The organism is Gemmatimonadaceae bacterium (assembly GCA_036496605.1).
In the GTDB taxonomy this organism is placed as follows: Bacteria; Gemmatimonadota; Gemmatimonadetes; order Gemmatimonadales; family Gemmatimonadaceae; genus AG2.
This window is the reverse complement of sequence record DASXKV010000060.1, coordinates 1-19,565: the sequence shown is the minus strand read 5'-3', so window position 1 is coordinate 19,565 and position 19,565 is coordinate 1. Positions and strand designations below refer to the sequence as shown.

17 protein-coding genes are annotated in these 19,565 nt (G+C 63.7%); 10 read left to right on the top strand and 7 right to left on the bottom strand.

The genetic code is table 11. The features are described 5' to 3' along the window. Window positions 1-45: 45 nt before the first annotated feature. Window positions 46-690, bottom strand: coding sequence for a hypothetical protein (locus VGH98_23630; protein HEY2378991.1), 645 nt, complete (start codon window positions 688-690; stop codon window positions 46-48). Between the two features lie 129 nt (window positions 691-819). Here VGH98_23630 and VGH98_23625 point away from each other — a divergent pair, with 129 nt between their 5' ends. Then, a complete protein-coding gene (locus VGH98_23625; protein ID HEY2378990.1) occupies window positions 820-1,044 on the top strand; it encodes a DUF1569 domain-containing protein in 225 nt (74 codons plus the stop codon). Window positions 1,045-1,779: 735 nt separating this feature from the next. Here VGH98_23625 and VGH98_23620 read toward each other — a convergent pair. Beyond that, the gene (locus VGH98_23620) at window positions 1,780-2,379 is read right to left on the bottom strand and encodes a helix-turn-helix domain-containing protein (GenBank protein ID HEY2378989.1); all 600 of its coding nucleotides are present in this window, start codon (window positions 2,377-2,379) and stop codon (window positions 1,780-1,782) included. A 244-nt stretch (window positions 2,380-2,623) separates the two neighbouring features. Here VGH98_23620 and VGH98_23615 point away from each other — a divergent pair, with 244 nt between their 5' ends. From VGH98_23615 to VGH98_23605, 3 genes are read left to right on the top strand one after another with little or no spacing between them, the layout of a single operon-like run. After that, the gene (locus tag VGH98_23615; protein HEY2378988.1) at window positions 2,624-3,805 is read left to right on the top strand and encodes an efflux RND transporter periplasmic adaptor subunit; all 1,182 of its coding nucleotides are present in this window, start codon (window positions 2,624-2,626) and stop codon (window positions 3,803-3,805) included. 24 nt (window positions 3,806-3,829) lie between these two features. Next, entirely contained in the window at window positions 3,830-7,039 is a 3,210-nt protein-coding gene (locus tag VGH98_23610) for an efflux RND transporter permease subunit (GenBank protein HEY2378987.1), read from the top strand. Next, window positions 7,032-8,498, top strand: a complete 1,467-nt coding sequence (locus tag VGH98_23605; protein HEY2378986.1) for an efflux transporter outer membrane subunit — start codon at window positions 7,032-7,034, stop codon at window positions 8,496-8,498. The genes VGH98_23610 and VGH98_23605 overlap by 8 nt, the downstream gene beginning before the upstream one ends. Window positions 8,499-8,635: 137 nt before the next feature. Here VGH98_23605 and VGH98_23600 read toward each other — a convergent pair whose 3' ends face one another. Then, complete coding sequence (locus tag VGH98_23600) at window positions 8,636-8,806, bottom strand: hypothetical protein (protein ID HEY2378985.1); 171 nt, start codon at window positions 8,804-8,806, stop codon at window positions 8,636-8,638. Window positions 8,807-9,046: 240 nt separating this feature from the next. Between VGH98_23600 and VGH98_23595 the strand changes: the two genes are divergently transcribed. Further along, complete coding sequence (locus VGH98_23595) at window positions 9,047-10,375, top strand: peroxidase family protein (GenBank protein ID HEY2378984.1); 1,329 nt, start codon at window positions 9,047-9,049, stop codon at window positions 10,373-10,375. A gap of 875 nt (window positions 10,376-11,250) precedes the next feature. Here the strand turns inward: VGH98_23595 and VGH98_23590 are convergent. The 3 genes from VGH98_23590 to VGH98_23580 all read right to left on the bottom strand — a co-directional run bounded on the left by VGH98_23590 (window position 11,251) and on the right by VGH98_23580 (window position 14,757). Continuing rightward, on the bottom strand, window positions 11,251-12,483 hold the full coding sequence (locus tag VGH98_23590; GenBank protein HEY2378983.1) for an MFS transporter: 1,233 nt from the start codon (window positions 12,481-12,483) through the stop codon (window positions 11,251-11,253). Beyond that, window positions 12,480-12,767: a lysozyme inhibitor LprI family protein gene (locus VGH98_23585; GenBank protein HEY2378982.1), complete on the bottom strand. Its 288-nt coding sequence runs from the start codon at window positions 12,765-12,767 to the stop codon at window positions 12,480-12,482. The genes VGH98_23590 and VGH98_23585 overlap by 4 nt, the downstream gene beginning before the upstream one ends. A 229-nt stretch (window positions 12,768-12,996) precedes the next feature. Then, window positions 12,997-14,757 carry a chloride channel protein gene (locus VGH98_23580; GenBank protein ID HEY2378981.1) on the bottom strand — a complete coding sequence of 587 codons (1,761 nt, stop codon included), beginning with the start codon at window positions 14,755-14,757 and terminating at the stop codon, window positions 12,997-12,999. Window positions 14,758-15,029: 272 nt separating this feature from the next. Here VGH98_23580 and VGH98_23575 point away from each other — a divergent pair, with 272 nt between their 5' ends. Beyond that, window positions 15,030-15,434, top strand: coding sequence for a response regulator (locus VGH98_23575; protein HEY2378980.1), 405 nt, complete (start codon window positions 15,030-15,032; stop codon window positions 15,432-15,434). Between the two features lie 56 nt (window positions 15,435-15,490). On the opposite strand, the gene VGH98_23570 is transcribed toward VGH98_23575, so the two are convergent. Next, entirely contained in the window at window positions 15,491-16,297 is an 807-nt protein-coding gene (locus tag VGH98_23570; protein ID HEY2378979.1) for a LuxR C-terminal-related transcriptional regulator, read from the bottom strand. Between the two features lie 159 nt (window positions 16,298-16,456). Here VGH98_23570 and VGH98_23565 point away from each other — a divergent pair, with 159 nt between their 5' ends. From VGH98_23565 to VGH98_23550, 4 genes are all read left to right on the top strand, one after another. Next, window positions 16,457-17,443 (top strand): alpha/beta hydrolase, encoded by a 987-nt coding sequence (locus VGH98_23565; GenBank protein ID HEY2378978.1) that lies wholly within the window; start codon window positions 16,457-16,459, stop codon window positions 17,441-17,443. A 218-nt stretch (window positions 17,444-17,661) separates the two neighbouring features. Next, window positions 17,662-17,799, top strand: coding sequence for a hypothetical protein (locus tag VGH98_23560; GenBank protein HEY2378977.1), 138 nt, complete (start codon window positions 17,662-17,664; stop codon window positions 17,797-17,799). A gap of 271 nt (window positions 17,800-18,070) precedes the next feature. Then, window positions 18,071-18,820, top strand: coding sequence for a PQQ-dependent sugar dehydrogenase (locus VGH98_23555; protein HEY2378976.1), 750 nt, complete (start codon window positions 18,071-18,073; stop codon window positions 18,818-18,820). Between the two features lie 129 nt (window positions 18,821-18,949). Then, window positions 18,950-19,306 carry a plastocyanin/azurin family copper-binding protein gene (locus tag VGH98_23550; protein HEY2378975.1) on the top strand — a complete coding sequence of 119 codons (357 nt, stop codon included), beginning with the start codon at window positions 18,950-18,952 and terminating at the stop codon, window positions 19,304-19,306. Window positions 19,307-19,565 lie beyond the last annotated feature (259 nt).

The following is a 19,565-nucleotide window of genomic DNA, read 5'->3' as shown; positions in this document are numbered from 1 at the left end:
TCCGCCGAGCCAAATTGTAGCCCGGCGCGCCGGGGTAACCGCCCGTCAGCCGCGTCCGTCGTAAAAACTCGGTCGACCGCGAAATAATAACGCGAGCTGCGCCACGAGCTCGACGGCGATGAAGCCAAGCCCAGCGAGACCTGCGACCCACCAGCTCAACCGGAACGCGGGAAGAGAATAGCCAGCGGCGTTGCCGGTCAGGGTCATGCCGAGTGCCAGCACGATGCCGCCTGCGAACCACACGGCGATGCGTGCTCCCACCTGGATGTTGCGCACGCTGGAAAGTCGAGGCCGCAGCCAATTGAGAAACCACAGCTCCACATAGTGACCACCTAACGATGGCCACACCATCAACAGGGTGGCCATCGGCCAGCGGCCGACGCCACCGCCCCAGAAGCGAGTGAGTACGGCGCCGAGGAGGAGAGCGATCGCGAGGGTGCGAGCGAGTGTCGCCGAAAGGGGTTCGCGATACGGTTGCCACGCTATCGACATGGTGCCCAGTGTACCACGAATGCCTCGAGAGTGCCAATCCGCCAAGCGGAGCGCGAATGACTTTTGCGGATCCGGCCGGCCATGAGAACACTGAGCCGGCGACGTGATCGCGAAAGAATACTCCAACGCCTGCACCGCCTGGATCCCGATATGCCCGGCCGGTGGGGGCGAATGACGGCGCGTCAGATGGTCTGTCACCTGACAGACGCCTTCCGCAACCTTTTCGGAGATCGGACGGTCCGGAGTACGATGCCTGCTCCGACGCTCGTCGATAGGACTTTGCTCAAGTGGACCGCGTTATACGCACCGTTGCCCTGGCCTCACGGTATGAAAACACGACCGGAAGCAGATCAGCTCATCGGCGGCACACCACCGAGCCCACACTTCGCGGCAGACATCGCATTGCTCGAGACAGCAACCGAGCGCTTTCTCGTAGCAGTAGGGAAGGGGCGACTTTCCAAACACTACTTGTTTGGCTCGCTCAACGAGGCGGAATGGTGCCGTTGGGCATACCGCCACATCGACCATCACCTGCGCCAGTTCGGGTTGTGAAGTGGCCAGGGGATATGGGTAGGGGTAGGGCCGTTCGACACGCGTTCCGCGGACGATCCGCTGCGTTGACCTAAAAGCACGGGCGTTCCCGTGGCACTCACGGGAGGTCTACTCGTGCGAACGCGTGCCCGCTCAGCGTCGCGCGTGGTCCGGTAGCACACACGGTTGGTCCGCTGGCGGAAAATCGGTTCCGCTGATCGAAAACATTTTCCGGTTCCACCACCGCGCGTTCCACTCGCAGTCACAGGCGGTCCGCTGACACTCACCGCCGTTCCGCGAACGAAACATTTACGGCCGCTAACACGCACGGCCGTTCCCGTCATCGAACGCCGCGGCCCACGACACCGACGCGCGTTCCGGTGAGCGTTGGGGTTGTTCCGTCAGCTACGCGCTTTTTCCCGTTAGCGATTCAGTGTGTCCGCTCGCGCATCGTCTTGTTCCTCTCATTTTTCGATGGCGATCGGTCGTTGAGCACCATCCATCGCCGATTTTACGGCGCGCTCCTCCGCCCGATGCACCGGCCCGGTGATTCCTCCGCCTGTGCCGGCGATACTTTCCCCCGTTCCGGTGATTCCTCCGCCTGTTCCGCTGACCTGACCATTCGTCCACTCATTTCTCACTTCAATCCCACGACAATGACGACGCTTCCCCAGCGCGCTCGATCGCCACCACTCGTTCAACCGATGCGATCACGAGCACGGAGGTTTTTGCGCACGACGACACGAATGTACCGAGTCAAAGACGACGCGCCTGTTGCGTATTCTCCACCATCCGCTGGACGAGTCGCACGAGGTCCTCGCCGACTCGCTTCATGCCCGTGCACTGGACGCAGTTTTGCGCGCCCTCGAGGAGCAGGAAGAAAAGATTGGCGGCGAGATCCGCATCTTGAAAGCCGGCGTCCTTGCAAAGCCGCTGAATGTGTTTGTGCTCGCGGAGTTTGTGCGCCTGAATCACGCGGCGCGCCGGGTGGTCCTTCTCCGGTAGCTCCGCCAGTGCGTTGGCCAGCATCGAGCCACGGCGCTCCATCTCCGCGAGCTTCGACGCGACGCGCTCGCTCCACTCGATCAACTGCTGCTGCGGATCATCCGGGTACTTCGCGCTCAAGGTATCCCAGAGCGCTTCTTTCTGAGCAACGATTCCGCGCGCCCACTCCGCGATCAGCTCGTCTTTCGACGCGAAGTGTCGGTAGAGCGTCATCTTGTTCGTGCCCGCGGCCTCCGCGATGGCTTCGACACCCACGCCGCGGATCCCCTGTTTGAGAAACAGGTCCGCGGCCGCGGCGACGATTCGTTCGCGCGGCGGAAGTAGAGGCTCAGCCTGCCGCTTCGCAGTCATATCTAATCCTCGATCCTATCAAGCATCGCGCCCGTGGGGGCGCCGTGCGTCGCGTGTCGATTTGTCACGGTCTCATCCGACTATATCAGAGCGCTCGCCGCTCGCGAACGCAATCCCCACTTGACGACAGTGTTACTGGTCGGTAACATCTGGGGGTGTGACCGGTCAGTAACATATACACCAGACCTACGCGGTCGTGCCGGGAATCGCTGGACTGACCCAATTCCGAGGGAGTCGTGCCGCAATGAATACTACTGGCTTTACCGTCGGGCGCCTGACATTCTGGGCGACGGCGCTCCTCGCCGCCGCGACGGCGAGCGGATGCAAGAGGGCCGAATCCGCGCCCCCGCCACCGCAGGTCACGGTCGCTCCCGCGCTCACCCGCCCGGTCGCCGACGAGGAGGAGTTCACCGGACACTTCGACGCCGTGAACAGCGTCGAGGTCCGGCCGCGCGTCAGCGGCTTCGTCGAGCGCGTCTCATTTGCCGAGGGCGCCATCGTTCATCAGGGCGACATCCTGTTCACGATCGACGCACGCCCTTACGACGCCGACATGGCGCGCGCCGACGCAATGCTCGAACAAGCGCGCACGCGGAAGCAGCTCGCCGACATGGAGCTCGAGCGCGCGCAACGACTCGTCGCCACGCAAGCGATCTCGCGCGAAGAGCTCGATGCTCGCACGAGCGAGCGCGCCCAGAGCGACGCGGCTGTTCGCGCCGCAGATGCAGCGGTTCGTGTGGCGCGGCTCAATCTCGAGTGGACGGTCGTCCGCGCACCTATCACCGGCCGCGTGAGTCGCGCCGAGATCACCACCGGGAACCTCGTCCAGGCTGGACCTCCCGCGTCCACACTGCTCACGACGATCGTTTCGCTGGACCCGATGTATGTGTACTTCGACTGCGACGAGCAGGCGTATCTCAAGTACCTGCGCGGCGGCGACCGCGGCGCCTCAGGCGGCACGCGGCCCATCGGCGAGCCCGTCTACGTTGGTCTCGCCGGGGAAGCGGGATTTCCGCATCAGGGAACGCTCGACTTCATCGACAACCGCGTCGACCGCACCGTGGGAACGATTCGTGTGCGAGCGCGGATGCCTAACACCTCACTCGCCTTCACACCTGGACTGTTTGCTCGCGTCCGGCTCGTCGCAGGGGAACGCCACGCCGCGACGTTGATACAGGATCGAGCGATCGGGACCGATCAGGATCGGAAGTTCGTGCTCGTCTTGAAAGAGGACAACACGCTCGCGTACCGGCCGATCGCGATCGGACGCCTCGTCGATGGACTTCGCGTCGTCGAGTCCGGGCTCGAGCCTGGCGAGCGCGTCGTCGTGAATGGCCTCATGCGCGTCCGTCCCGGAATGAAAGTGGTCGCCCAACCGACGGCGATGACCACCGATGTCGCTGCCGTCTCGCCAGCCGCTCGATAGACCTGCTCAGCTCGGAGACATCTCGTGCGTTTCTCACGTTTCTTCATCGATCGACCGATCTTCGCGATCGTGCTCTCACTGGTGATTCTCGCCAGCGGCCTCCTGGCAATCCGCGGGTTGCCGGTCAGCGAATACCCCGAGGTCACGCCGCCGACCATCAGCGTGCGCGCCGTATATCCCGGCGCCAACCCGACAGTCCTCGCCCAAACGGTGGGGACACCACTCGAGGACGCGATCAACGGTGTTGAGCATATGCTCTATATGTCGTCGTCGGCGACGGCCGACGGCGTCCTCAACCTGACAGTGACATTCGAGATCGGCACGCCCGTCGATCTCGCGCAAGTGCAGGTCCAGAATCGCGTGAGTCAAGCACTCGCGCGCCTGCCCGAAGAAGTACGCGCGTTGGGGGTAGTCACGGAGAAGCGATCGCCCGACATCACGATGGTCGTGCACCTGACTTCACCCGAGGGACGCTACGACCCGGTGTATTTGCGCAACTACGCATTGCTGAACGTGCGCAATGAATTGGCGCGGATCCCTGGTGCAGGGCAGGTAATCGTCTTCGGTGCCGGCGACTATGCCATGCGGGTGTGGCTCGACCCCAACAAGGTCGCCGCACACGATCTTTCGGCGAGTGACGTCGTGCAGGCGATCCGCGAGCAGAATCTCCAGGTGGCGGCGGGCGTCGTTGGCGCGCCACCCATGCCAACCCCTGTTGCGTATCAACTCACGGTGCGTGCGCAGGGGCGTCTCGTCGACGAGACGGAATTCGGGAACATCATCATCAAAACGGGTGCAAGTGGCGAAGTCACTCGGCTCCGCGACGTCGCCCGTATCGAGTTAGGCGCCGGTGACTTCGGGTTACGCGCGCTTCTCGACAACAAGAACGCCGTCGCGATCGTGGTCTTCCAGGCGCCGGGCTCGAACGCGCTCGCACTGTCCAGCGCGATTCGCGCGAAGATGAGCGAGCTCAAAACGCGCTTCCCGCAGGGCGTCGACTGGTCGGCGGTGTACGACCCGACGATCTTCGTGCGCGATTCGATTCGCGAAGTCATCCAGACGCTGCTCGAGGCGACGTTGATGGTCGTCATCGTCGTCGTGCTGTTCCTGCAGACGTGGCGGGCTTCGATCATCCCGCTTGCGGCCGTCCCGATCTCGATCGTCGGAACCTTCGCGGTCATGCTCGCCGCGGGCTTCTCGATCAATACGCTTTCGTTATTCGGGCTCGTGTTGGCGATCGGCATCGTCGTCGACGACGCGATCGTCGTCGTCGAGAACGTCGAACGACATATCGAGGAAGGTCTCTCGCCTCTCGAGGCAAGCCATCGGGCGATGGAGGAAGTCAGCGGGCCGATCATCGCCATCGCGCTCGTGCTCTGCGCGGTGTTCGTGCCCGTGGCGTTCATCAGCGGTCTCACCGGCCAGTTCTATCGACAGTTCGCGCTCACGATCGCGTTCTCGACGCTGATCTCCGCGTTCAATTCGCTGACGCTCTCGCCTGCGCTCGCCGCGGTCTTGTTGCGGCCGCGCGGCGCGCCCGAGGACGCACCGACGCGCGTGATGAATCGGCTGCTCGGCTGGCTCTTCGGTCCGTTCAACCGCACGTTCGCGCGTGCGTCAGGCGGCTATGGACGATTGGTGACGCGAGTCAGCCGGCGTGCCGTGGTCGCAGTCGCCGTCTACGCCGGCCTCGTTATGCTCGGCGTCGTCGGCTTCTCGCGTGTGCCGGCGGGGTTCGTGCCGAGCCAGGACAAACGCTATCTGGTCGCCATCGCCCAATTGCCAGACGCGGCGTCGCTCGATCGGACGGAGGCGGTAATTCGGCGGATGTCCGAGATCGCGCTCAAGCAGGACGGTGTCGAGCACGCGGTCGCGTTCCCGGGACTTTCCATCAACGGATTCGCGAACAAACCGAACGCGGGAACGATCTTTCTCGGACTGAAACCGTTCGAGGAACGCAAGCAGGCGAGCCAGAGCGCCGCGGCGATCGTTCAGTCGCTCAATCAGAAATTCGCCGGCATTCAAGAGGCGTTCGTCGCTGTCTTTCCTCCACCTGCGGTCAATGGGCTTGGGGCAGTGGGTGGGTTCAAGCTGCAGGTGGAGGATCGCGTCGGGCTGGGCGATTCCGCGCTCTATGCGGCGACGCAGTCGCTGCTCGGTCGCGCATACCAGACGCCGACGCTCACCGGCGAGTTCTCGGGTTTTCAGGTGAATGTCCCGCAGCTCTTTGCCGATGTCGATCGCGACAAAGTAAAGCAGCTCGATATCGGGCTGAATGATCTCTTCCAGACGCTGCAGATCTATCTCGGCTCCGAGTACGTGAATGACTTCAACAAATTCGGCCGAACGTATCAGGTGATCGCGCAGGCCGACGCGCCGTTCCGCTCGGGGGCCGACAACATCACGCAGCTCAAGGTCCAGAACGCCCACGGCGAGATGGTGCCGCTCGGCTCCGTGCTGCGAGTGAAGCAGTCCTACGGTCCCGATCAGGTCACGCATTACAACGGCTACACCACGGCCGACATCAATGGCAGCCCGGCACCCGGCATCAGTTCCGGCGAGGCGGTGCAGACGATGGAAAACCTTGCCAGCGAGACGCTGCCTAACGGCTTGAGCTATGAATGGACGGAGCTCACGTATCAGCAGAAGCTCGCCGGCAATACCGCGGTCTTCGTGTTCCCGCTCTGCCTGCTGCTCGTGTTTCTGGTATTGGCCGCCCAATACGAGAGTTGGTCGCTTCCCGTCGTGATCATTCTTATCGTTCCGATGTGCCTCTTGTCGGCGATCGCTGGTGTGTGGATCACGAGGGGTGACAACAATGTCTTCACACAGATCGGTCTCCTCGTGCTCGTCGGCCTCGCCTGCAAGAACGCAATTCTGATCGTCGAGTTTGCGCGCGATCTGGAGGAGGAGGGTCGCAGTCGATTTGCCGCCGCACTCGAGGCCGCACGCATTCGCTTGCGTCCCATTCTCATGACGTCGTTCGCCTTCATCATGGGTGTGGTGCCGCTGGTGATCGCGCGCGGCGCCGGCGCGGAGATGCGTCACGTCATGGGGATCGCGGTCTTCTCCGGAATGCTCGGCGTGACCTTCTTCGGACTCATCTTCACGCCGCTCTTCTACGTGCTCGTTCGCGGCATTGCAGCGCGCGACGCTCGTCGCGCCGTGACGCCTCCCATCGAGGTACAACCAATTCACACGTGGCAGCGCGGGGAGGAAACCGCCCATGCGTAATCTCGGCATTCTACTTCTGACATTCGTGGGTGCTTGCGTGGGTGCGCCGGCGTACCAGGCGCCGACGACCCGCGTCGCGCCAGAGTATTCGATCGGCACGGCTGCCGTCGCGAGCGGGTTGCGCGCGGACAGTTGTCCGCCCGAATCGAGTGCGGTCGCACTCAATCGATCGGTGCACTATGACGCGGCTTTGCCCGTTGCCCCGTTCTGGCAAACGCTGAACGATCATGTGCTCTCCGATCTCATCGACGAGGCTCTCAGAGCCAACACCGACGTCCGGATCGCTGCGTCGCGCCTAACGGGTGCGCGCGCGGCCCGCCGATTGGCGGCGTTCGACCTGGCGCCGACCATAACCGCGAGCGGCAGCTCGATTCGACAGCAAGCATCGATCGCGCAACTCCCCGGTTTTGGCCGACAGCTTCCGCCCGAGCAGCTCTGGGATGCTGGCTTCGATGCGTCGTGGGAGGTCGATCTCTACGGTCGCGTCGGTCGAACGGTCGCGGCCCAGGGTGCCTTCGCGGCGTCGGCGGAGTATGCGCTGCGCGACGTGCAAGTGAGCGTTGCGGCCGAGGTCGCGCGCACTTACTTCGAGTTGCGTGGTGCGGAGCAACAGCTTGGCGTCGCGCAGCGGAACGCCGAGAATCAGCGGCGCACCGTCTCGCTCACGCAGGACCGGCTCGCCGGCGGCCGAGGGACGGCCTTCGATACCGAGCGGGCGCGTTCGATTCTTTACCTCACGCTCGCAACGATGCCTGGTCTCGAGACCGAGATTGCGCGCGGTCGCAACCGAATCGCGGTATTGCTGGGTCGGACTCCGGATGCCCTGCCGCCCGCGTTACTCAAGGACGGAGACCGACCACAGCTTCCAGATACGCTGGAGATTGGGTTGCCGTCCAATCTGATCCGTCGTCGACCCGACGTGCGACGGGCCGAGCGCGCGGCAGCGGCCGAGCAGCTCCTCGTCGGCGCGGCCAAGGCGGACTACTTGCCGCGTATTTCGTTAGGCGCTCGCCTTGGATACACGGCGACGTCGTTCGATTCGCTCAGCCGCACGGGAACATCCCGGCTGCTCGTCGGGCCGTTCATCTCGTTCCCGCTGTTCGATCTCGGCCGTGTGAAACAGCGCGTCGATCTCGCTCGATCGCGAGCGAGTGAAGCGCAGGCGGATTACAACGCCACGGTGCTGCGCGCGCTCGAAGAGACGCAGGTTGCGCTCGTGAGCTACGATCGCGCCCATGCGCGACTCGCAATTCTCGGCGAAGCCGTGCGTTCGAGTCAGCGCGCGTCAGCGTTGGCAGAGCAACGGTTCGAGGCGGGACTCACGGACTTTCTCCAGGTGCTCGACGCGGAGCGCACCCTGCTCGACGCCGAGAATCAGCTCGCGTTAGGCCAGACGTCGGCCGCGACCGCACTCGTCGCCGTCTATAAGGCAATCGGAGGGACTTGGCCGTCGCAGTGAACTCTGGTGCCCCGACAGATCTCCATGCCTGCGACGCCAGGAGAGTCCAGGGTTCTTGAGACGCGAATCACGCAAACTAAGCGAATCCGATCGTGTTCTCTCCTGAATGCCCGGAAGAACCCACAATCGCCATCCGCCTATTTGGATGGCGATTGTGTTGCCGCCTGCTTGTTGACGCGATCGAAATCGGCGCGGCGATCCTGATCCCCACCGAGGTAGACGCCGTCGAGTGGCCGTCCGACGAGCCACGATTCGAGTGCTTCGTCGGCCAGCGCCGTATGTCCCGAGATACGCAGACGCTGAATCATCTCCTGCTGGATTGGGGTGAGCAGTTTTGTTAAGCAGGCGCGCAAATCGCAGCTCGAGGCGACGCTCGCGCGCGTCCGACGCGAGATCGACCGCGAGCATCGCGACTACCAGCGCCGCGAACAACCCCCACGCTGACGACGCGACGGACAGTGTCATTCCTCGGTGTAAAGAGAGAAATCCAACCTAACGGGTATGACGGTCCCATAGACGAGCATCACCGCGACCCGTAAATACCAGTCATGCAGCACACACACTGCCTTGCTCCGATGCGCGCGCGAGCAAAGATCGACGCGCCACTGGTGCCCGCGTCGTACGGAAGGCTCTTTCCCGACCTGCGGTCGTTCTCCGCCGATCAGGAGTTTCTGTTCGCACTCGGGAGGGCTGGCGGACTCTGCGACTGTGGCGATACTGGCGATGCGGCGGAATCACTCGGGCGCGTCGCCGCAGGCTGGCCGCTGTTCGGGCAGTTCGTCGCCCACGACATCACCGCGGATCGGTCGGCACCAAAACCGCAGGTCGACCCTTCACAGCTCCACAACGCGCGGTCGCCCCGGCTCGATCTCCAATGTTTGTATGGCGACGGTCCGGTAGGGCATCCATTTCTGTACCAGCGAAACGATCCCGCCAAGCTGCTGACGAGTCCGGACGGCGGAGACGTTCTTCGCAACGTCGAGGGCACGGCGATCATCGGCGATCCGCGCGATGATTCACATCTGCTCATATCGCAGATGCACCTCGCCTTCGTGCGCGCGCACAACGCGTTCGTCGACCGGGCACGCTCGGCCGGCATCGCGGAGCCGGACCTCTTCTCGAATGCGGCGCGCGAGCTGCGATGGCACTATCAGACGGCGATCGTGGACGAGTTTCTGCCTTCGCTCATCGGTCAACGCATGACGGACGAGCTCCTCCGCGAGGGCTGTCGGTATTTCCGTCCCGGGCCGGAGATCTTCATACCATTGGAATTCGCCGACGCCGCGTATCGCTACGGCCATTCGCAGATTCGGCATCGCTACGTGCTCAACGCGCGAGGCGAGTCGTTCGCCATCTTTCCGGATTTGATTGGCTTCCGCCCCGTGCCGCCCGAGCGAAATGTCGACTGGAGCTGTTTCTTCGACGAGCGAGGGAAGAGCACCGCACAGCGCGCGAAGCGCATCGACGGCCGATTGGTGCGAGCCTTGATCGAGCTGCCGGTTGCGCTCACCGGCGAGTGTGAAGTGGAGGAGTATCACTCGCTCGCGGTGCGTGATCTGCAGCGAGGGCAGGGCGTGGGACTTCCATCGGGAGAGGCCGTCGCGCGCCGGCTCGGCGAGACGCCGCTCTCCGGCGACGAGATCGGAGCGGCGAACGCGGGCTGGAGAGGGGAGACACCGCTCTGGTATTACATCCTGCGCGAGGCCGACGTGAAAAGCTCCGGAAATGGCCTCGGCCCCGTCGGTGGCCGCATCGTCGGCGAGGTGCTCGTCGGACTGCTCGATCGCGATCCAACCTCCGTGCGATTCGCACCTAACGATTGGCGACCAATCGCGACGCTCGTCGAGCTCCTCACGCAATCAATAGCTGGCGTCTAGGTGGCCACCCGGGCGGTATGGGGTTTGCCATCTCGACTACGTTCGACCGGAGTGACGCGAACAACGCAAATCCGCGGCCACAAGACGGTGCGCAGCGACAGCCGCCATATCAGGCTGCTAAATTCGTTAGGCTCGCGGCAGGCCGGCTCGGTGGCGAGGGCGTTGGACAGGGTGTCGGGAAATCCAGTACCTTCTCGTGCGCATGGTCCGACACCGACGAATGGCTTCACTGGTGAGACTTGAGCAGCGCCTCATCCCTCCGTGAGCGTTTCCGATCGCACGGATGAAAATCAGGCACAGGCTGACGTAGACCAAGAGGACGGCAGGAGAATTGCGGGCTGCGCGACCCTCCGAGGAACTCGGATACCGACGGCACCCTCTTCAGGATTCGCGCTGCGTCGCGAATCCCGGGTGTCGACGTTGCTGCTTCGGCAGGCCGCGCTCAGTGCGAGCAGGACGACGCCCGCGACGAAACCAGACCGAGATGGGCGAACGTGAATTCCGTGGCTTGAGTGTCTGATCAACATGGCGCACCTCATTCAGCGTCTCGATGGAGGACCTCCAACGAAGCCTAGGGCACGCGCGCGCCGATGTTGTCGGACACGCGCGTCAGCGACCTTCGTGATTTCCCGGCGGCAGAGGACGTGCTCGCACGCGCGGCGGAGATCGCCCCGGACTGGCCGAGCGCTTTGGCATCTTCGATCGGTTTTTCGTCAACGCGGAGGTCAGCGCGGACGGCCACAATTGGTCGGTTGGCGCGCACGCGACGGACTACGTGGAGAAGACCGTCGCGGTCACACTACTCGGGCCGCCGGCGCACGTACGATTACGAGGGTGCGAATCGCGGTAGGCGAGCACGTCCCCTATCCGGGGTGCTAGACGCGCCTCCGCGTTCGACCTCCGGCGCGCGCAGTAGCCCGTGACTCCTTGCGCCGCGCGAAGAGGAAGACGGGAATCGAGCCGAGTTGCACTGCCATCGAGAACGCGATGACGGCCCCGACCGAGACCTGATAGAGCAAACCGGTAGCGACGCTCCCAATGAGCCATCCGCCACCATACCCTGTGTAGAAGATGCCGAACGCGAAGTTGCGCCGCCCTTCGGGCAGGCGATCGGCAACGATGGCCTTGAACAAAGTGTCCTGAGTCGCATAACCGACGCCCCAGAGCAGCATCCCGAAGAGCGCCACACCGAAGCCGCCGAGAAAGACGAAGGGTGAAAAGAGCGCGCTCACCAATACCGCGCCAACGACCGTGCTGATTCCGGCGCGATCGTACAGTCGACCGAGCGCCAGATTCGCGAGCACCCCGAAGCCGGTCGAGATGCCCAGGAAGATTGGAATCCACTGCAGCGTCGCGGTGTGATGACTCGCGAGATGGAACGAGATGAATTCAAAACTCATTAAACCGGCACCGAAGCACGCGGCGGCTACCATGTAGAGCCAGAACGCCGGTGTGAATTGTTGGGCCTTGGCCGCCGGTTCGCCTTGCTCGAGCCTCGCAGGAACGGGAAAGAGAATTCGCGCCACGATCAGCGCGACAAATGCCAGCGCCGCCGAGATGAGAAGAAGCGAGAAGCCGGCGCGATAGCTGGCATGTCGATAGAGTGCAAATGCAATGAGCAGCGGGCCGATCGTCGCGCCGGTTTCATCGAGTGTGGTATTCAGCGCATACACCCACCCCGTGCCCAGCTGTCCCGTCGAGTACGACAGCATCGCTTCGACGGTTGGCTTGCGAATCGCGCGTCCAGTGCGCTCCGCGAGTATGAGCAGCGCGGCCACCTGCCAATTTCCCGCGAGCGCCATCGCCGGAACGGCGAACAGATTGATCGCAAATCCAATGAAGGTGATGGGCCAGTATTTTCCGGTCTTGTCTGCGGTCCAACCCGCGACAGATCGCAGACTGTAGCCGAGAAACTCGCCCGCACCAGCGATGATGCTGATCGCGGCAGCACTCGCGCCGAGCGTGCTGAGGAACTGACCATTGATGCTTGCGCCGCCTTCATAGGTCGTGTCACCGAAGAGGTTCACGATACCCATCGTGAACACGAACGCGAACGCGGCGGACGCGCCGACGCGCACCGCGGGTGCGGATCGCGAGCGGTCAGTCAATGATGCAGTTGGACGTCGAATAGTGCGTCGAGATCTCGCATCCGGCTGCGCGTCAATGCGATTTCGCATCGGATCCGTGCCGACGGCGCGATGGTGCCGCGACGGAAGAAATTGAAAATCCCCTCACATTGCTTCTTTCGGTAATCCAACCACATCGTCTGCGCGCCACGCACTGCATCGCCGCCGACAAAGTTCTCGAGAGCGCCGTAGAACGCGCCGAAATTCCGCTCGGTCGTGTCCAGGGCGGCGCCCACGCACGCGGTCTCTTCGCGTTGATTCGACACTTCGCGGCACTCGGTACCACTTCTGGCCATCTCTGCAGCAAAGGCTGCGTTCGCAGCCTTTTGACATGCAATGGCCGTGCTGCAACGCGGCTGACGCGCGTTCAGCGTAGTCATGTTCATGCCCTTCGGGACTGGTGCGCTGGCCGCCAAAATCGCGAGCGAACAAATAGGGAGAAGCGAGCGCGTGAGGTGTCGCATGGCGTAGGGTGTACGTGTTGGCGCGAACGACTTACCAAGGATCGAACTGGTCGCGGAGCCGGTCGACGCTCGCCACGTCGCCAATGAGAATTAATCGATCGCCGGCTTCCAGCGCGAGATCGGCGCGCGGCGGAAGCATCTTCTCTCCGCGCAGAACACCGATGATGTTCGTGTCGCTTCCCGCGAGCTTGCGTCCGCTCGTGCCAATGGTCGTGCCGACGAACGGACTCTCGGCGCGGAGCGTGCCGACGAAAAGGCGCCGGTCATTCGACAGCTCGACACGGATTCCCGACCGTACGAGTGACACGAGATCCAATTCTCCGAGATTGAGATTCGACAGCTGCTCTTCGCGGAGGATGCGCAAGGCGATCTCGAGATGCTGAGCATAGTGGGCCGGTGAATCGGCGCGCGACGACACCTGGGCCTCGTAGATGCTCCGATACTTGAAGCGACCCGAGAGACGAGTCTGTACGAGATAACTCAACAGCACGGCGAGCGCGGCGGGCACGAGCAGGGTGTAACCGCCGGTCATCTCCGTCACCATCATCATCGTCGCGATCGGCACGTGTGCCGCGCCGGCGAAGACGGCCGCCATGCCGACCACGACGAATGGCGCAACAGGCTGGTGACCAAGAGCGGCGCACGCCCCGCCGAGCATGGCGCCGATGAACAGACTGGGTGCGAAGACGCCGCCGGAGCCGCCCGAGCTCACGGTCAAGCTGAGCGCCACGATTTCTGCCACCGCGAGCGCGGCCATCGTGCCTAACGCCATGTGGCCGTCGATCGCTTGCTGAATCCAGCCGTATCCACCCGCGATCACCTGCGGGAAGGCAAGAATGAGCAGCCCAGTCAGAAGGGCACCGATCGCGGGCTTGAGGAAAGGCGGAACAGGAAGCCGGCGGAACGCATCGCGCGTGCGGTAGAAGACGACCGGGAGAGCCGTGGCGAAGAGCCCGGCGGCCACGCCGAGCAGCGCATACCACCCATATGACAGTGGTGATGAAAACGTAGTGATGGGCGGAACGCGGAACAGCGCGCCCCAGCCGACGAACAGTCCGTTGATTGCGTACGCGATAATGGCTGCCAGCGTCGCGTACAGGAGCGCGCTCGCCTCGAATTCCATGTCTGCGTACAGCACCTCGATCACGAACAACGCCGCACCAATCGGCGAGCGAAAAATCGCAGAGAGTCCGGCCGCGGCGCCGACGAGCAGAAGGAGTCGTCGTTCCGCGTCGCCGCGGTTCGTAATCGTCGCGTACCACGACCCAATGGCGGCGGCGATCAGCGCGATGGGCCCTTCGCGTCCCGCTGCGCCGCCAGAGCCAATCGTCAGGGCTGAAGCGAGCAGCTTCACCGGAGCGACGCGCGTGCGAAGTGCTCCACCAGAGTGGTGAAAGGCGCGCACCACTGCGTCCGTGCCGTGGCCTTCCGCTTCGGGCGCGAGCCAGGTTGTGAGGATACCCACCAGCAGTCCGCCGATCGTTATGGCGACGGGTACGAGCCACAGCCCGTGCGGACCGATCACTTCAAGTGGGGATGCGCCTTCGCTCGGTAGCCCTGGCGGACGGTAACCCGCGATCGCCGTCAGGAAGAGCCTGCGCGACAGGCCCAGGAGGAAGTTGAACAGTTGTGCAGCGGCGACACCGGCGACGCCGAGGAGCACGGTATCGAAGAGGAGGCGGCGGCGCTCCGAACGCAACAGCATCGAGGCGCGCTGGCGGACACGGGCGAGCGAGCCGCTGTGGCCGTCACCGTTCGCGCTTCCAGATCCACCGTTCGTAGTCGTGCTCACAAAACCCCAATGCTCATGCGGCTCCGACTGCGATTAGTGACGACTATAGGAAGATCGCTGTATGTTGACGTCAATGCAATTCAGCATCTTTCTGGGCCATGCCAAGCGCCGCCCGAGCGTGTCGGCGGGAGTGTCCACCTGAGTGTTTTTTGGTCAACGCGCACCTTGCTCGGGTCATCGCCGCCATTGGCCGAAGGTCCAATAAAGCCGGTTGACCGCTGAGGGTACGTTTCATGGCTAGCCATGTTGTGCCGCGCCAACGAGGGCAGGCGGTGCCGATACCAATCAGTGCGCAAGCGTCGCTCGGGCCAGCGACGGACGAATGGGTGGCGATCATCGACGACCACGAGTCGATGCGATCGTCCCTCGCTCGCGCGTTTCGGTTCGAGGGAATCCGCGCCGAGATTTTCGCGTCAGCGGAGGCGTTTCTCAATCGCGCCATACCGACCGCGCCATGCTGCCTCGTGCTCGACATGCAATTGCCGGGAATGCGAGGTCATGAACTGACGCACTACCTCGAGCGCGAGCGTCCGCCGCTGCCCCCGACGATTTTCATCACGGCGCATGAAGACCTGCTGGCGTCGCTCGACGGCTGTTGCGTCGCGCACGGCCGTCTCAGAAAGCCGTTCGAGATCGACGCTCTCCTTGCTCTCGTGAAGCCGCTACTGGGGAACTGACGGCGAGTTCGTTGTCAAGCCTGCCAATAACAAGCTCAAGTAAATCCTTCGCGCGGTCAGGATGACAGGAATGTGATAGCTCGGCGCGAATGCACACCGAGCTTCGCGAAGACATTCTCCACGTGATGCCGCACCGTGTGCGGACTCATCCCAAGCTGCTCGGCGATCTCCCGGTTCGTGGCGCGCCGCGCGAGAAGGCGCGCCACCTGCGCCTCGCGCCGGGTGAGACCGAGACGCGCGAGGCTCGGCGCCGACGCGACCTCCTGATCCTGCGCGAGCCGCATGCTCACTCCGGCCTTGAGCGCGGGAAGCAGCAGGCGGAGCAACGCGCCCGCCGTTCCTCTCGGGCTCGAGCGCCGCGACCGCACTGACGACTCCGCGTTGCTGTACGAGACGCACAACGCGACGTGCCCACCAGCTACGGACCAATCGATGTTCTCGCTGTCTTGGATGCGACCGGGAGTGAGGACTTCGCCGAGGAAGGGCGAGCCCTTCAATGCCGCCGGCCGGCCGGCGGCGGCCCGCCAGAACGCACGCAGCCTGCTCCACACCTCGGCACCTGAGCGCAGCCGCTCGCGCTCGGCCTCCTGTAGCCACGGATCCGCCGGCAGGTCCGGTAGCTGTCCGAAGAGAGTCTGGATCGCGAGCTGCGGCCGCGCCGCCACGTTCGTCGAGTGGACATGCATCGCGAGCCCGGCGCGAGGGATGCCAAAGACGACGTGATCGCCGTCGAGCAACTCAGCGACCGACGACTCGACGGCGAGTCGCCAGTCGTCGCAGCGCTCGTGCGCCAGCGGTGACAGGATCGTCGTCAGCGCGTGCTCGAGTCGCGCGAGATCCACCTGCCGCAGCGCGAGGTCCATGGGTGCGACACCACATCCGGGCGATCTGTGCGGTGAGAGTATAGCCTCATCGCCGACGCCACGCATCGGATGATTCATCCGATTCGATCCGCCGTGAGCCGTTCGACATTCCGCGGCAAGGCGCCACTCGATCGCGCCTCTCGAACCTCAGAGGTGATTATGAACAGCCGCCGCTCGCGGACCCGCTACCACCATTTCCTGATCCCGCTGCTCTTCTCGTTCGCGTGTCGCGACGGTGAGCTGGTCGACACTGTGGCCGACGGACCGCCGTCCGCATCCGCCGACGCCGAGCTTCCGTTGCTGCCGGCGCTGATATCCGGGACGATCGCCGGCGGAGGTGGACTGAATCTCAGCTTCTACGAGGGAGGCAACGCCGGCGGACCATCCATCGTGTTCATCCACGGCTTCACCGGAAGTTACTTGTCATGGGAGCGTCAGCTCGCCGGTCCGCTGGCCACGGAGTTTCGACTGGTGATGTACGATCTTCGGGGGCATGGCGCGTCCGACAAGCCCCTGGAAGCCGCCAAGTATACCGATGGAACGCTGTGGGCGGATGACTTGGACGCGCTGATTCGCGAAAGGCACCTCGAACGTCCCGTACTGGTCGGCTGGTCGTACGGCGGCTACGTGATCTCGGACTACCTCCGTCGCTACGGCGACGCGGCGATCGGCGGAGTTGTGTTCCTCGCTGCCGTCACGAAGAACGGCACACCGGAAGCGACGGGTTATCTCACCGACGACGTGCTGGCGGTGTTCGGAGACGCACTCTCCCCAGACGTGCAAAAGAGTATCGACGGGACACGCGCGCTCACCCGGCTGTTCGCCAATCCGCTGCGCGGCGAGTTGTGGGAGCGATCGTACGGAAGCGCGATGATGGTGCCGCCGGCGGTTCGGGCCGCGATGTTCAATCGCGTGCTCGACAACGACGACGTGCTCGCGGCCATCCGCGTGCCCACGCTCGTCATTCACGGTAGTGCCGACCGTGTGGTGCGGGTCAGCGCGGCGAGCCACATCGCCGCGACAGTCCCTGGTGCGAAGCTGCTCGTGTACGACGGCGTCGGTCACGCGGTGCAGCTCGATGCTCCACAGCGGCTCGACCGCGACCTTGCCGAGTTTGTGCGCGGCACGCGACGCACTCGGAAATAGCGTGCACTTCTTCGCTCGCGGTTGCCTCTTGCCTAACGACGTTGGACGCGTCGCACGCCCGAGCTTGCAACGTCTCGTGTCAGCGTCACGATAGGTGAATCAAATCGCTCGTCCCTGGATTCGTGGGCCGCCGCGCATTCCTCCGCTGCGGAAGGGCCGCAGGGAAGCATGCCCGCTCGCAAGGCGGCCGCGGCTCACGAGTCTGCTGGGAGGAAATCATGCAGTCGCACTCGTACGTGATTCGCGTCACCCTCATTCTGCTCGCTCTGATTGGAGCGTGCACCGAGCGGCCAACCGGGCCGTCGAGCGTACCGGCCGCGACGGCGATGGTCACGCGGACGAACAATCGCAATTGAGTCCCGGGCTGGGCGGGAGCGGCATCGCCTGGGACAACGGCCGTCTCTTCTTCGGCGCGAACGATCGCGTGCTGCGCTTCCAATTGCCGGCGGGCCGCCTAACGCCAATCGACAATCCCGAGGTCGTCGCGATGGGTCTGCCGAACACGGGTGACCACATCAGCAAGACGATCGTTCTACGAGACCACCGACAGCTCTTCCTCAACATCGGCTCGGCCTCGAACTCCTGCCAGGTCGCGAACCGTGCGCTCCAATCGCCCGGTGTGTTTCCGTGTCCGGAACTGCCGATTCGCGCGAGCGTCTGGCTCTTCGACGCGCGCGGCACGAATCAGACGGAGTCGTCTGGAACGCACTACCGACCGGATATCGTAATCTGGTCGCGCTGGCGATCGGCCCCTCCAATGGTGAGCTCTACACCGTGCAGCAGGGCAGGGACATGCTCTTCGAGAACTGGCCCCAGTTCTACACGCAAGATCAGGGGGCAAACCTCCCGGCGGAGGAGATGGCGCGCGTGACACGAGGCAGCAACAATGGCTGGCCGTACTGTTACTTCGACGCCATTACCGAGCACAAGAAAGTGCTGGCGCCCGAATATGGCGGCGACGGACAGCGCGTGCGTGGTCCCCAGGGAATCGATTGCGCAAGTTATAATCAGCCACTCGCGACGTTCGGCGCGCACTGGTCACCGGATGGTATGCTCTTCTACACCGGTGATCAGTTCCCGGCGCGCTATCGCGGTGGTGCATTCATCGCGTTCGACGGCGGTTTCAATCGAGCACCGCCGCCTAACGAGGGCTGCCAGGTGCAGTTCGTCCCGTTTGCGCGTACCGGCACGGCGTCGTGGCCCGCCGAGACGTTCGCCGACGGCTTTGCGGGTTCGACCGGTCCGCTTCCGGCCACCGCGAAGCATCGGCCTGTCGGCGTGACACAAGGACCCGACGGATCACTCTACGTCTCTGACGACCAGGGCGGGCGGATCTACCGCATCGTCTTCATGGGCCAGCGAGACCAGGACGACTGATCGAGGCGACGCCGTGCCTCCGCCGGAGGAGCGCATCGCTCCTCCGGCGCAGGTGATGACGCATCGGGCCATGTTGACTCCTGGCGCGTTCCGCAGAGGTTAGTGAATCCTCTCGCAGGGGTCGTTGCGGTGCGTTCTTTGTCGATTGCCATTGGCGCGATGTTTTTGTTGGGCGACGCGAGCTGCGGAAGCGGTAGCTCAGGAAACACCGGCCCCGGCGGCTCGCGCACAAACGGGTCTGGCACGGGCAACGATGTGACGGTCAGCGATAATTATTTCTCCCCGGCCGCAACGACCGTCGCCGTCGGCGCAGTCACGTGGACGTGGGCCGGGAGCAGCAGCCACAACGTCACCTTCGATGACGGGATCGCCTCGCCGACGCAAGCGACGGGAACGTACTCGAGGCACTTCAGCGCTGCGGGGACCTATTCGTACCACTGCACCATCCACGGGGCAGCGATGAGCGGTACAGTCACGGTGAAGTGAGACAGACGGAGCTCGCCCGCTAATGCCTCGAGAAGCCTCCAACCGTCAGGGAACCTCCTGACGCATTCACAAATTCAGAACATCACTGGGCGCGGAGCTGTCTCTGCACACGGAGCCGGTCAGCGGTTTCAGGGCCGTGTCAGCGGTTCTATGAGAGCGATTGTCAAGGGCGGACTTCGTCCGTGCGGATTGCGTGGGCGTTTTTTCCCGTGCAATCAGCCCTGATGGTTGCTTGGCGGACGAGATCGTCCGCTGCGAT

What these genes read in the sequence shown, in the direction of transcription:
- VGH98_23620 (HEY2378989.1), bottom strand. Translation starts at nt 2,379, where the DNA reads ATGACTGCGAAGCGGCAGGCTGAGCCTCTACTTCCGCCGCGCGAACGA.
- VGH98_23560 (HEY2378977.1), top strand. Translation starts at nt 17,662, where the DNA reads ATGCAGTCGCACTCGTACGTGATTCGCGTCACCCTCATTCTGCTCGCT.
- VGH98_23570 (HEY2378979.1), bottom strand. Translation starts at nt 16,297, where the DNA reads ATGGACCTCGCGCTGCGGCAGGTGGATCTCGCGCGACTCGAGCACGCG.
- VGH98_23565 (HEY2378978.1), top strand. Translation starts at nt 16,457, where the DNA reads ATGAACAGCCGCCGCTCGCGGACCCGCTACCACCATTTCCTGATCCCG.
- VGH98_23600 (HEY2378985.1), bottom strand. Translation starts at nt 8,806, where the DNA reads ATGATTCAGCGTCTGCGTATCTCGGGACATACGGCGCTGGCCGACGAA.
- VGH98_23595 (HEY2378984.1), top strand. Translation starts at nt 9,047, where the DNA reads ATGCAGCACACACACTGCCTTGCTCCGATGCGCGCGCGAGCAAAGATC.
- VGH98_23625 (HEY2378990.1), top strand. Translation starts at nt 820, where the DNA reads ATGAAAACACGACCGGAAGCAGATCAGCTCATCGGCGGCACACCACCG.
- VGH98_23605 (HEY2378986.1), top strand. Translation starts at nt 7,032, where the DNA reads ATGCGTAATCTCGGCATTCTACTTCTGACATTCGTGGGTGCTTGCGTG.
- VGH98_23615 (HEY2378988.1), top strand. Translation starts at nt 2,624, where the DNA reads ATGAATACTACTGGCTTTACCGTCGGGCGCCTGACATTCTGGGCGACG.